The following is a 13,049-nucleotide window of genomic DNA, read 5'->3' as shown; positions in this document are numbered from 1 at the left end:
GCGGCCGGCGCGCGCGGGTCAGTACTCCGACTTCCGCTCCCAGTCCGGGTCGTACGTCCCGGCCGACGCCACGTCGAGGTAGTCGGCGTAGGTCTCCGCCAGCACCACGGGCGGGACCTCGGCGAGCGGCACGACGCCGCGGTCTCCCCACGTCCCGAGCTTGCGGAAGAGCAGGTCCTTGATCGCCGCCGGGATGTTCTCGTTCCCCATGAACGCGCCGGTGAACTCGATCTCGGCGACCAGCCCCATCGACGGGTACTCCTTCGTGTACTCGTAGAACCAGCCGGCGTCCTGCACGTCACCGTTCTTGTATCCCTGGGCGAGCAGCTTGCCCCGCACCGTGTACGAGTCGGTGAGCCAGCCGCGGCGGTCTGTCACGCGCAGCGCGCCGTCGGACAGGTCGGGCATCGCCGTCCTGAACTGCTCGAACAGGGGCTCCACCTCGTAGTCGGCCAGGTGCTCGCGCCAGGCCTCGGGGGTGTCGGCGCCGCCGTTCCCACCGGCGAGGGTCACCGTGTGCGCGATGCCGACAGTGCCGCCGCTCCCGAGCGTCACGTCCTCGTCGTCGACGGCGACGAATGCGCCGTCGTCGGGCCGGAACGCCCGCTGTTCCGGCGTGCCCGGGTCGGCGAGCCACACCACGCGCGCGGCCAGGCGTGACATCACCGGGTGCTCCGCGATGAACTCGCGCCACTCGGCTGCGCTCCAGGTACGGCCCTGGATCATCGCATCGCGCAGCCTCCGGGTCTGCAGCTCCACGACGGCCTTGAGCTCCTTCTTGCCGGCCGTGAGCTGCGCGCGGGCCTCCTTGTAGGCGGCGCGGGTGTCGTCGTCGGCGCCCTGCGGGGTGCTGGGCGGTGTCCTGACGACCTTGCCCTTGTCATTGCGCAGCTCGATCGTGAAGGCATCGGTGATGCGGCCGGTGTACTCGCGCTCGCCGAAGGACAGGCGGAGCACGCCGTCGGCGTCGAACCCGGCGGTCTGCACCGTGCGATCGGCGAGCTGGTCCGCGCTCCAGCCGCGCGCCTCGGCGAGCTGCCCGGCGAGCTCCTGCGCCAGCTCGCGCACCGTGCGGAGCTTGAACTGGCGGGACACCGCGAGCAGGAGCTGCACGGCCGGGCGGTCGCCGTTGGCCGCCAGCGCCCGCACGAGCGAGTCGGCCTGGGAGCGGCGCTGCGGGTGGGCCTTGAAGTAGTGCTGCGCCGCCTCGGCCAGCTGGCTGCCCGGCATCCCGATGGTGAGCGCCAGGAGGCCCTTGTCCTTGGTGGCGGAGCCCAGGTAGCTGGCCTGGTGCGCCTTGAAGGCGCGACGGTAGTGCTCCTCGAGCGGAACGGCGGCGTTCTCCTGCGCCCAGGAGGAGCCCGGGTCCCGGGACAGCCACTGCTGCGCCCACATGTGCTGCTGCTGGGCCGCCTGCTCGGCGTGCTCGCGGGACTCGGCGGCGGACGGACCCCGGGTGTCCTGGGCGATCCAGGCGCGCAGCACGTACGAACCCAGCGCCGCGCGCGACGACTCGTCGAGCAGCGAGACGTAGCGGGCCGGCAGTCCCTCCCCGCTCGGCTCCTTGAGCCGCACCGCGAGCACGACCCACCAGCGCACGATCTCGCGCGGCACCGCGGTGCCGTCCGTCCAGCGCAGGTCCGGGAGCGCGTCGAGCGGGAACCACGCCATGCTGACGGGTGCCTTCTTTTTCAGCCCCCTGGCGGCCTCGGCGGCCAGCTTCGCCGGCGACAGGTGCTCGGCGATGTCGTCGCCCAGCGCCTCCAGTGCCGTGAGGAGCGCCGCCCGCACGTCCTCGCGGCGTTCGCTGCCCAGCGCCGCGCGCAAGGCCGGCAGTGCCTCCTTGTCGCCGAGGTTCGCCAGCCATCCAGCGGCCGACGCTCGCACCGCCGACTTGCCGTCCGTCAGCCCCTGCTCGGCGAGCGCGCGCACGCGCGGGTGCCGGGCGAGGACCCTCTGGGCCTCCAGCCGGTGCATCTTGCCGGAGCTCATCGCGAACGCGGTGAGCCGGGGCAGCAGCGCGGCGGGCACCACCGGGAAGTGATCGAGGATGTCCAGCACCACGGCCGGTGCCCGGTGCGCGTCGTAGCCGTCCCGTGGGGTCAGGTGATGCTCCAGCACGTCGACGTGCTCCGCGAAGTACGGCCACATGCGCTCGGCGGGGAGCGCCTCACTATCCCACCAGCGGTGGAACACCAGGTCGATGATCGCCTCGTCCGGGTCCGGGTATCCGGCTCGGACGAGGGCATCGTGCAGCATGCGCAGGTCCGGGACCTGGTCGAGGCGGCCCCGCATCGACCACCATATCTGGCTGCCTGCATTGGGCAGGACATGGGTGGCGCGCGCGACATGCAGTGGCGACGCCTCGGGGATCACGGTGCTCAGGTTGTCGATGAGCCACGATGCGGTGGCCACGAAGCCGTTCCCGTCCCGCGGGGACGACGACGCCGACTTCCGGCCGGACATGATGTCGACCAGCCGCGTCAGGCGGCCGGTCGTGAACTGCTCCAGCGTCGCGACACCTTGCTCGGCCCCCTGGATGTGCCAGTCGGTCTGGCCCTTCGACCCGGCAGCAGCCTTGTGCTCCTTCAGTACCAGCCGCAGGTTCTCGCGCGCCGCTACCAGTTGCTCGTCCCGGTAGGCCACGACGGCCGTGACGGTCTCCTGCCCGAACTCGATCTCGGGCAGTGGCTCGAAGGGCGGGATCCGGATCTCCGGCTCCGCGGCGGAGTCCAGCGTCCGCGTGCGCTCCACCGCCTTGGTCAGCACCCCGATCCGCGCATCCCGTGCTCGGCCCGGCTGCCTGCGCGTTCTCGTGTTCGATCCCAGTGCGCCGGCGGCTTCCAGCACCCCTTCGATCGCGGCCACTCCGCCCTCGGCGCCGACAATCCTCGTCACGACGTCCTCGATCGCGCTCATGGGTGCTGACTCCAGCAGTGGAGCGAGGAGGCGCACCTGCTCGGCGTCGGACAGCGTGACGATGACGTCGTCGGCTGCCCGCCGCACACCCTTGGCGGTGTCGGCGCACAGCGCCGCGAGCACGGCGCGTAGCGGCTCCGGAACCTGACGCGCCGCCATGAAGTCGCAGAACGCCTCCTTCCCCGGGACCGTGAGCCGCCGCACCCCTGCTTCGACGGCCTCCGTCCTGGCGGCGAGATACCGGGCGGCCTCCGGCGACTGGAGGAGGCGGGCCAGATCGCCTCGGGCCGAGTAGTAGGGCCGGCGCGGCCGCGCCAGGAGGATCTGGACGACCGCCGCGGTGGCCCCGTCGGCCAGACCGCCCGCTCGCGCGACGGCCTCCATCTGCTCCGGCGTCCAGACCGCCCCGTTCCTCTCCTGGCCGCCCACCTGCGTGAGCACGACGTCCTGCGCGAGCACGCCGAACCAGTCCGGGACCTCGGCGTACACCTCGGTGTCGATCGTGATCGCAGCGAGTAGACGGCCCATCCGTGACAGCTGCTCGGGTGTGACCCCGCCGTGCGTGTAGACCCTGCCGCGCGCCCGAGCAGCTTTCTCGATCGTGAGGCCCGACGTCGCGCTCTTGACGCGTCCCTCGACGGCGTCCGTCATCCACGCCCAGCTGAGACGTCCGGGGCTGCTCAGCGCGGCGTCGAGGTCCCTCGTGTCCCGGTCCTGCAGCTCCAGGACGAGTCCGGGCGACGCCCCCTCCAGCACGTAGCGGACCGCACGCTCGTACAACAACTCGCCCTCGATCAGCAGCACCTGCAACGCGACCGACACGACGCCCGCTTCGTCCTTGCGCCGGACCTTCTCCCGCACAGCCTGAAACATCTGAACCCTGTCCCCTCGTCACCGTCGTGAAAGTTGTCTCCACAGCTCAGGGCGCACGTCTCCCAGGGAGACCCAGCGCCGTGCCGGGATGACGCACAACGTAGCGGGGGTCACTGACACGGGGATGCCGACCGCCGTACCCGGGTGTCGTGGCTCAAGGGGCGGGCGAGGTGATCGGCCCGGTCAGGTCAGGTGTCCCCGTCCGACGGCGGTCGCGGGGTGCCTCGACGCGGGGTGCCCCGGCACCGTCGTCGGACGGACCGTCAGAACGGATACGTCGCGACCTGCGACCGGACGGTGACCCACTGGGTCTCGGTGAAGGCCTCGATGTTGGCCTCGTGTCCGCCGAAGCGGGCGCCCGTGCCGGAGGCGCCGACCCCGCCGAACGGTGCCTGCGCCTCGTCGTCGACCGTCTGGTCGTTGACGTGCACGATCCCGCTGGGGATGCGGTCGGCGAGCTCGTAGCCGGCGAACGGGTCGCGGGTGAGCACGCCCGCCGACAGGCCGTACTCGGAGGCCGAGACGAGTTCGATCGCCTCGTCGAGCGTCTCGAACCGGACGACGGGCGCGACCGGCCCGAAGATCTCCTCGGTGAACACCGGGTTGTCCGCCGTCACGCCGGACAGCACCGTGGGCTCGTAGAACAGCCCCTCGTGCTTGCCGCCCGTCTCGATCGTGGCGCCCGCCTCGACCGCGGCCAGGACGAGCGCGTGAACCTTGCCGCACTGTGCGGCGTCGATGATCGGCCCGAGCGGCACGCCCGTGGCCGGGTCCCCCACGGGGATGATCCGCGCCTTGTCGGCCAGCGCGGCGACGTACCGGTCGTAGATCTCCGCGTGCACGAGGTGGCGGCCGGTCGTCATGCATATCTGCCCCTGGTGCAGGAACGAACCCCAGGCACCGGCGGACGCGGCGGCGACCGGGTCGACGTCGGGCAGCACGATCAGCGCGTTGTTCCCGCCCAGCTCCAGGTGGGCGCGCTTGAGCAGGGCGCCGGCCCGCGCGCCGATGGTGCGCCCGGCCGCCGTCGATCCCGTGAACGAGATCACCGGCACCCCGGGGTGCTCGACGACGGCCGCTCCCGCCTGCGCGCCACCCGGCACCACGGAGAACAACCCGGCGGGCAGGCCCGCCTCCTCCAGCAGCGCCGCGAGGAAGAGCCCGCCCGCCACGGACGTGCGCGGGTCCGGCTTGAGCACGACGGCGTTGCCGACCGCGAGCGCCGGGAACACCGAGCGGGCTGCGAGGATCGCGGGGAAGTTGAACGGCGAGATCACGCCGACCACGCCCACGGGGCGGCGCCGGGCCAGGCTGAGTCGTGGCTGTCCGGTCTGCAGCAACTGCCCGTACGGCATCATCGCGGTGGCGGCGGCCTGGTGGAGTTCGGCGGAGACGAGCCCGGTCTCGAACGCCGCCTTGCCCTGGCCGGATCCGGCTTCGCGGACGAGCCAGTCGGCCAGGACGTGGCCGTGCTCGTCCAGCAGCGCGGCCGCGCGGCGCATGATCCCGGCGCGTTCCTCCGCGGGCCGTGCGGCCCAGTCGGCCTGGGAGGCCAGGCCGAGGAAGACGGCCTGGTCGACGTCGGCCGCGGTTCCGGAGGCCACGGCCGCTATGCGTGTGCCGGTGGCCGGTGCCGTGACCGCGGCGACGGCGTCGAGCGACACCCAGCCGCCCACGTAGGCCTTGCCTTCCCAGAGTTCCTGCGCGAAGAACGTCATCGTCCTGCCTCTCGTCGTCGGGTCCTGCCCCGCCGCGGGACCGGTCGGGCGGCCCCCGCGGCGGGCGCACCCGCCAGGGGTGCCTGGCAGCGAACGTAGGGGGCGGGCGGGGCGGATGAACCGACGATCCGTGCACGATGCGCCCGCATGTTCGCTGGGCGTTGCTCATGGCGCGGCCGGGGGCCTAGCATTCGCGGTGCACCACGTCGCAGAAGGCCGCGCGTGAGGAGCGAGCACATGGGGAACTCCGGAGTTCTCGAAGCAGGCAGCGCCGACGCCTGGGCGTCGATCGTCAGCAACTGCTTCGTGCCGCTGTCCTGCATCGGGTTCGAGGACAGCTTCGCCGGGCGCATGGAGCACACCGCTCTCGGCGCCGGCCTGTCCGTCTCCCTGGTCACGACCTCGGGGACGAGCGCCGAGCACACCGAGCGGCTCGCTCGCGGCGCCGCGAGCGACGACCTGCACCTGTCGCTGCAGCGTTCCTCACGCGGGGTGGTGTCCTCGGGCGGGCACGCGGTGGCGGTGCGGGCCGGGTCGGTGTCGGTGTACCCGGTGCACGAGCCCTACTACCTCGACTACTCCCCGCCGGACCAGCAGCAGCTCATCGTGCAGGTGTCGCGGGCGTCGCTGGGACTGCCCGCCGGGATGCTCGACGCGGCATCCCTCCGGATCGCGCTGCCGGGCGGTGCCCGGCGGCCGGCCGCGGCGAACCTCTTCTCGTACGTGGCGGGCCCGGGCAGAGGCGGGACGTCCGACGACGACGACGACGGCGAGCCGGACGAGCTCGCCGCGGTGACGCGCGACCTGGCGGCGGTGATGATCCAGTCGTCGTTCACGAGCGCACCCGTCACGCCGCACACCGCGGGCGGGCTGCGGCACTCGGCGCAGGAACACCTGCGCCGCCACGCCGCCGACCGGCACCTGAGCCTGGACGACGTCGCCCACCGCCACGGCGTCTCGCGCCGCAAGCTCTACCAGGTCTTCGAGCCCAGCGGGACGACGCCGGCGGCGTTCCTGCGCCGGACGCGGCTGCGCACGGCGGCGGTGCTGCTGTCGACGACGGCCCGGTCGGTGACGGAGATCGCCTACGCCTCCGGCTTCGACACCCCGGAGACGTTCACCCGCGCCTTCCGCCGCGAGCACGGCACGACGCCGCGCGACTGGCGGTTCCGCGGGTAGATGTGGTCGGTCGGACGCCAAGCGGTCGGTCGGATGTCAATGCGGTCGGCGCCTCAGGGGGCCGACCGCATCGACATGGAGCCGACCGCGCGACGTCGGACCCGGCCGTGACCAACGAGATAGTCGCGTTCGGTGAAGTGCGGCGTAGCCTGAACCGGTGGAGAACCCCATCGACATCCAGCGCCTCACCGGTCACGTCGACTACCACGAGGGCTGGGACCAGCAGCGCCGCACGCACGCACAGATCCGCACCGGCGATGCGCCGGACACCCTCTTCCTGCTGGAGCACGCGTCGGTGTACACCGCCGGCCGGCGCACCAACAGGTCCGAGTACCCCACGGACGGCACCGAGGTGATCGACGTCGATCGCGGCGGCAAGATCACGTGGCACGGACCCGGCCAGATCGTGGCGTACCCGATCGTGAAGCTCGCGCAGGCGTTCGACGTCGTCGGCTACATCCGCACGCTCGAGGCCGCCGTCATCGACGTGTGCGCGCAGCTCGGCGTCGAGACCATCCGCGTCGAGGGACGCTCGGGCGTGTGGGTCGCCGCCGACGATCCCGCCACTCTTCCCGAGGGCGCGGTGCCCCGCCGCGAGCGCAAGGTGTGCGCGATCGGCGCGCGGGTGGCGAAGGGCATCACCATGCACGGCCTCGCGCTGAACTGCGACCCGGACCTGGCCGCGTTCGACCTGATCGTGCCGTGCGGCATCGAGGACGCCGACGTGACGTCGCTCTCGGCGGAGCTCGGCCGCGACGTCACCGTCCCCGAGGTGCTGCCCCTCCTCAAGGAGGCGCTGGTCCGCCGGCTGACGCCGCTGCTCGCCGCCGGGCGGGCCGAGACCACGGGCGCCCCCGCACCCACCGGGAACACGGCACCCGCCGAACCGGTTGCCGCCCGATAGACGGACGATGCGCTCGGCAGCTCGCGCCCTGACCGGCGCCACGGTCGCGCCACGGTCGGCAGCTTGTCGTGGAATCGGCAGTTCGAGCTGCCGATTCCACGACAAGCTGCCGACCGTGGCGCGGCCCAGGCGTCGGCCGGGGCTGGTGCCGAAGGTGTCAGGTATCTGCGGGTGATCAAGCCCACGCACGCGCGGGCCGTCACCACGACCGCCGTCGTACACGAACGCCGTAGGCTGGCCAGGAGAACCCTGACCTGGGAGGGGAAGACAGCGTGACCATCGCACCCGAGGGCCGTCGCATGCTCCGCGTCGAAGCGCGCAACGCGGCGACCCCCATCGAGAAGAAGCCCGAGTGGATCAAGACCCGGGCGACGATGGGACCCGAGTACCGCGACATGAAGGGCCTGGTCAAGGGCGAGGGCCTGCACACGGTGTGCGAGGAGGCGGGCTGTCCCAACATCTTCGAGTGCTGGGAGGACCGGGAGGCGACGTTCCTCATCGGCGGTGACCAGTGCACCCGCCGCTGCGACTTCTGCCAGATCGACACGGGCAAGCCGGCGGAGTTCGACCGGGACGAGCCGCGGCGCGTGGCGGAGTCGGTCCGGACGATGGGGCTGAAGTACTCGACGGTGACGGGCGTGGCCCGTGACGACCTGCCCGACGGCGGCGCCTGGCTCTACGCCGAGACCGTGCGCCAGATCCACGCGCTGAACCCGGGCACGGGCGTCGAGCTGCTCATCCCCGACTTCAACGCGATTCCCGAGCTGCTGGACGAGGTCAACGAGTCCCGCCCGGAGGTGCTCGCGCACAACGTGGAGACGGTGCCGCGGATCTTCAAGCAGATCCGCCCGGCCTTCCGCTACGAGCGGTCGCTGTCCGTGCTGACGCGGGCGCGCGAGGCGGGGCTGGTGACGAAGTCGAACCTGATCCTCGGGATGGGCGAGACCATCGACGAGATCAAGCAGGCCCTCGTGGACCTGCACGACGCGGGCTGCGACCTCATCACGATCACGCAGTACCTGCGCCCGTCCGTGCGGCACCACCCGGTGGACCGCTGGGTGCGGCCGGAGGAGTTCGTGGAGCTCAGCGAGTTCGCGGAGGAGACCGGGTTCCTGGGCGTGATGGCGGGGCCGCTGGTGCGGTCCTCGTACCGCGCGGGCCGGCTGTGGGGCCAGGCCATGACGAAGAAGGGGCGCGAGATCCCCGACGCGCTGCAGCACCTGGGCGAGCCGATGACGGCCCGTCAGGAGGCGTCGAGCCTGCTGGCTCCGCGCTGAGCGGACGTCCCCGGGATCACTTTCCTCGAACGGCGGACGCGGACCTCGGTCCGCGTCCGCCGTTCTGCACCCCCAGCCGTCCGCCCGCCCGCGGCAACGCAAGTAGAATCGGATTTCATGGCCCGATCGAACTCTCCAGACAGCACGCGCGCAGGCGAGGGCGGCACCAAGAAGCCCAAGAAGCAGCGCTGGTACCACCAGGTGTGGGCCGTCTACAAGATGACCCACAAGCAGGATCCGTCGGTGACGTGGATCATGGCGGGCGTCTTCGTGGCGATCGTGCTCCTGGCCGAGGTGATCGGCCTGCTCTGGGGCCACCCGATCTACATGCTGATCGTGGGCATCCCGTTCGGCCTGCTCGGCGCGATGTTCGTGCTGTCGCGCAGGGCGGAGAAGGCCGCCTACACGCAGATCCAGGGCCAGCCGGGTGCCGCCCGGGCCGCGCTCGGGACGGTGCGCGGCGGCTGGACGTTCGAGGACGAGCCCGTCGCCGTCGACCCCCGCAACCAGGACTTCGTGTTCCGCGGCGTCGGCCGTGCCGGGGTGGTGCTGGTGTCCGAGGGGCCCTCGCACCGCGCGCGGAAGCTGCTCGACAAGGAGAGCAAGCGCACCGCCCGCGTGCTGCCCAACGTGCCGGTCACGACGATCCAGTGCGGTGACGAGGAGGGGCAGGTCCCGCTGACCAAGCTCACCCGCTCCGTGACGAAGCTGAAGAAGACGCTCACGAAGTCCGAGGTGACCGAGGTCGGCAAGCGCCTCAAGGCGCTCGGCGGCGCCAGGCTGCCGATCCCGAAGGGTATCGACCCGACGCGCATGCGCCCCGACCGCAAGGCGATGCGCGGCCGCTGATCCGATTCCTGCTCCGTTGAACATCCGTCCAGCGGACAGCGATGGGGCCCGGACGCCGGTTCTGGCAATGTGTGAGCCGCTGACGAGGGCCGGACTTACCCTTCTCCCGGGAGTTACACACCCGAGAGCCGGGCGTAACGTGGCGGCAACAATCAGTAACCCGAGAGAAACCGCGGAACCATAGGTTCGGGTGGATCCGTGCGCGGTCAACCGGACGGTCACTCTCCCGAACGTCATCCAGCGAGCCAAGGAGCGCAGATGTTCAGCAACGCCGAGGAGGCAATCGCCTTCACCCGCACCGAGGGGGTGGAGTTCGTCGACGTCCGGTTCATCGACCTGCCGGGCGTGATGCAGCACTTCAACATCCCCGTCGACCAGTTCAGCGAGGACTCGTTCACCGAGGGCCTCATGTTCGACGGTTCGTCGATCCGCGGGTTCCAGGCGATCCACGAGTCCGACATGAAGCTCGTGCCGGACGTGGGCACGGCGTTCGTCGACCCGTTCCGCAAGGCCAAGACGCTGGTCATGAACTTCTCGATCGTGGACCCGTTCACGAACGAGCCGTACGCCCGCGACCCGCGCAACATCGCGGCCAAGGCCGAGGCGTACCTCCGCTCCACGGGCATCGCGGACACCGCGTTCTTCGCGCCCGAGGCGGAGTTCTACATCTTCGACGACGTGAAGTTCGGTACGTCGCAGTCCGAGAGCTTCTACTCGATCGACTCCGAAGAGGCCTGGTGGAACACCGGTCGCGAGGAGGAGGGCGGCAACCTCGGGTACAAGACCCGTTACAAGGGTGGCTACTTCCCCACCTCGCCGAGCGACCGTTTCGCGGACCTCCGCGACGACATGGTCAAGACCCTCGGCCAGGTCGGCCTCTCCGTCGAGCGGGCTCACCACGAGGTGGGCACGGCCGGCCAGCAGGAGATCAACTACAAGTTCAACACCCTGCTGCACGCCGCCGACGACCTGATGAAGTTCAAGTACGTCATCAAGAACGTGGCCTTCGAGGCCGGTAAGTCGGCGACGTTCATGCCGAAGCCGATCTTCGGTGACAACGGCTCCGGCATGCACTCCCACCAGTCCCTGTGGCTGGGCGGCGAGCCGCTGTTCTACGACGAGAAGGGCTACGGCGGCCTGTCCGACACGGCCCGCTGGTACCTCGGCGGCATCCTCAAGCACGCGCCGTCGCTGCTGGCCTTCACGAACCCCTCGATGAACTCGTACCACCGTCTGGTGCCGGGCTTCGAGGCCCCCGTGAACCTGGTCTACTCGGCCCGTAACCGCTCCGCCTCGATCCGTATCCCGATCACGGGCTCCTCGCCCAAGGCGAAGCGCATCGAGTTCCGCGCGCCGGACCCGTCGTCGAACCCGTACCTCGCGTTCTCGGCGATGCTGCTCGCCGGCATCGACGGCATCAAGAACAAGATCGAGCCGCCGGCGCCGGTCGACAAGGACCTGTACGAGCTGCCCCCGGAGGAGCACGCGCTCATCCCGCAGGTCCCGACGTCGCTCCCCGAGGTGCTCGACGCCCTCGAGGCCGACCACGAGTTCCTCACCGCCGGTGACGTCTTCTCCGAGGACCTCATCTCGACGTGGATCGACTACAAGCGCGAGAACGAGGTGGACCCGATCCGCCTGCGCCCGCACCCGCACGAGTTCGAGCTGTACTACGACATCTGATCGGCTGCCCGCATAGGGCCTGGTCGGAACGCTGAAACGGCGGTTGACCTGCATCGATGCCTCTCGGCACTGTGCAGCGTCTGCCGCCGTTTCTCGTGCTGCCGTGTCAGTGCCCCCGGCCCGGAGATCCGAGTTACTGCTCACGCCAGAGCCTGTCGATGGGCATGACGTGGAGGCGGTCCTCGTACGTGTAGGAGCGGGCTCCGGTGTATAGGGCAACGCCCGCGACGAAGGCGTCCCCGAGGAGATCTCGAAGCTTGGCCAGTCCGCGGAGGTCATTCCCGGAGACACGGGCGGCTGCCTTGATCTCGAAGGCGATGACACGACCGTCATCAATCTCCAAGACCAGATCGGCTTCGTCGTTGTCCTTGGTGCGCCACTGTCCGGCGTCGGCGATCTCCTCGGTCCAGCTCGCCTCCTTAAGAATCTCCTGCACGACGAATGTCTCCAGCGGGTGCCCGAACTCGGCCAGCGCTGCCGGATCCCGCCGGGCGAGCTTTTCGGCTGTGAGCCGCAGAAGGCGGGTCGAGACACCGGTGTCGACCATGTGGGCCTTCGGGCGCGCCGTGGTGCGCTTGGTCAGTGTTCTGTCCCAGGCGGGCAGAAGCTGGACGAGGAACACCGCTTCGAGGAGGCGCACGTAGTCGCGGGCGGTCGAGGCGTCAATCCCGACGCCGTGCGCGAGTTGGGCACCATTGAGGAGCTGAGCGGTCTGCCCGGCAAGGCGTTCGAGGACGGCAGGCAGCGTGTGGGCCTGACGCACACGTGAGATCTCCTGCACATCGCGTTCGAGCGTGAGGCGGACGTAGTTGTCGAACCATCGCCAGCGAGCCCGATCGGTCCCGGCTGTCATGGCGATGGGGAAACCGCCACGGGTGATGCGCGCGATGTACTCCTCGCGCGTGGTGGACGACGGCGCCGCGAGCACAAACTTCTCAGGGTCAGTCAGGAGCCGGCTCAACATGTCGGGACGGGTTCCCTCGACCTCGGCCTGGGAAAACGGCAGGACCTGCAACCGGTCGAGCCGACCGGTCAGTGCCTGCGCGGCCCGCGGCAGCGACTCGTGCCGCGCGGAGCCCGTGAGGACGAACTGACCAGGTCGACTTGAGGTATTCAGGCGCGCCTTGATCGCGTCGAGAACGACCGGCGCGTGCTGGTACTCGTCGATCAGCACTGGACCCGGACCGTCGATCATCGTCGCGGGGTCCTGCGCGACGGCGGTCCGCGTGTCGAGGTCATCCAGGTCCAGCACACGGCCGCCGAGCCTGTCCGCCAGCGCGTGAAGCAAGGTCGACTTGCCTACGGTCCGAGGCCCTTCAAGCAGGACGACAGGACTCTCCGTGGCGTGCGTGAGAGCGACGTCCAGGATCCTGCGTTCGATCAGCCCAGAGGCATGTTCCATGAACCGACACGATAGTTGAATCCCGTAACGGCCGCACCTCGAATCCCGTAACGGTCGGGATGCAAGTCCCCGAACGGTCGGCGCTCGAGTCCCGTAACGGTCGCACTTCGAATCCCCGAACGGTCGGCCTCAGGGTGGCCGCGCCGTGAAGCCGCGTCTCCCGCACTCACTGACCAGCCTCGACGTATACATCAGATGTCCTGGTCATTGGATCTTCGATCGCAGCGAAGCAGATGGCATGTTCG

Annotated in this window: 8 protein-coding genes; 5 read left to right on the top strand and 3 right to left on the bottom strand. The window is 70.3% G+C overall.

Going from position 1 to position 13,049, the window contains the following annotated elements; translation table 11 throughout:
- Positions 1-18: 18 nt before the first annotated feature.
- On the bottom strand, positions 19-3,792 hold the full coding sequence (locus tag ACYVK5_RS16790; protein ID WP_460707062.1) for a DUF4132 domain-containing protein: 3,774 nt from the start codon (positions 3,790-3,792) through the stop codon (positions 19-21).
- 263 nt (positions 3,793-4,055) lie between these two features.
- Positions 4,056-5,510 (bottom strand): aldehyde dehydrogenase family protein, encoded by a 1,455-nt coding sequence (locus ACYVK5_RS16785; RefSeq protein ID WP_460707060.1) that lies wholly within the window; start codon positions 5,508-5,510, stop codon positions 4,056-4,058.
- 237 nt (positions 5,511-5,747) lie between these two features.
- Between ACYVK5_RS16785 and ACYVK5_RS16780 the strand changes: the two genes are divergently transcribed.
- From ACYVK5_RS16780 to glnA, 5 genes are all read left to right on the top strand, one after another.
- Positions 5,748-6,689 carry an AraC family transcriptional regulator gene (locus tag ACYVK5_RS16780; RefSeq protein ID WP_460707058.1) on the top strand — a complete coding sequence of 314 codons (942 nt, stop codon included), beginning with the start codon at positions 5,748-5,750 and terminating at the stop codon, positions 6,687-6,689.
- A 157-nt stretch (positions 6,690-6,846) separates the two neighbouring features.
- Positions 6,847-7,593: a lipoyl(octanoyl) transferase LipB gene (lipB, locus tag ACYVK5_RS16775; protein ID WP_460707056.1), complete on the top strand. Its 747-nt coding sequence runs from the start codon at positions 6,847-6,849 to the stop codon at positions 7,591-7,593.
- A gap of 272 nt (positions 7,594-7,865) precedes the next feature.
- Positions 7,866-8,870, top strand: coding sequence for a lipoyl synthase (gene lipA, locus ACYVK5_RS16770; RefSeq protein ID WP_460707054.1), 1,005 nt, complete (start codon positions 7,866-7,868; stop codon positions 8,868-8,870).
- Positions 8,871-8,987: 117 nt separating this feature from the next.
- Positions 8,988-9,719, top strand: coding sequence for a DUF4191 domain-containing protein (locus ACYVK5_RS16765; protein WP_460707052.1), 732 nt, complete (start codon positions 8,988-8,990; stop codon positions 9,717-9,719).
- A gap of 258 nt (positions 9,720-9,977) precedes the next feature.
- Entirely contained in the window at positions 9,978-11,402 is a 1,425-nt protein-coding gene (gene glnA, locus ACYVK5_RS16760) for a type I glutamate--ammonia ligase (protein WP_460707050.1), read from the top strand.
- Positions 11,403-11,535: 133 nt separating this feature from the next.
- On the opposite strand, the gene ACYVK5_RS16755 is transcribed toward glnA, so the two are convergent.
- Positions 11,536-12,804, bottom strand: a complete 1,269-nt coding sequence (locus ACYVK5_RS16755) for an ATP-binding protein (RefSeq protein WP_460707048.1) — start codon at positions 12,802-12,804, stop codon at positions 11,536-11,538.
- Between the last annotated feature and the right edge of the window lie 245 nt (positions 12,805-13,049).

It is taken from the genome of Myceligenerans halotolerans, assembly GCF_054782975.1.
This window is presented reverse-complemented; position numbering and strand designations above follow the sequence as displayed.

Bases quoted from the DNA above. Each gene is read 5' to 3' on its own strand.
- ACYVK5_RS16790 (WP_460707062.1), bottom strand. From the start codon at position 3,792: ATGTTTCAGGCTGTGCGGGAGAAGGTCCGGCGCAAGGACGAAGCGGGC.
- ACYVK5_RS16785 (WP_460707060.1), bottom strand. From the start codon at position 5,510: ATGACGTTCTTCGCGCAGGAACTCTGGGAAGGCAAGGCCTACGTGGGC.
- ACYVK5_RS16780 (WP_460707058.1), top strand. From the start codon at position 5,748: ATGGGGAACTCCGGAGTTCTCGAAGCAGGCAGCGCCGACGCCTGGGCG.
- ACYVK5_RS16765 (WP_460707052.1), top strand. From the start codon at position 8,988: ATGGCCCGATCGAACTCTCCAGACAGCACGCGCGCAGGCGAGGGCGGC.
- glnA (WP_460707050.1), top strand. From the start codon at position 9,978: ATGTTCAGCAACGCCGAGGAGGCAATCGCCTTCACCCGCACCGAGGGG.
- ACYVK5_RS16755 (WP_460707048.1), bottom strand. From the start codon at position 12,804: ATGGAACATGCCTCTGGGCTGATCGAACGCAGGATCCTGGACGTCGCT.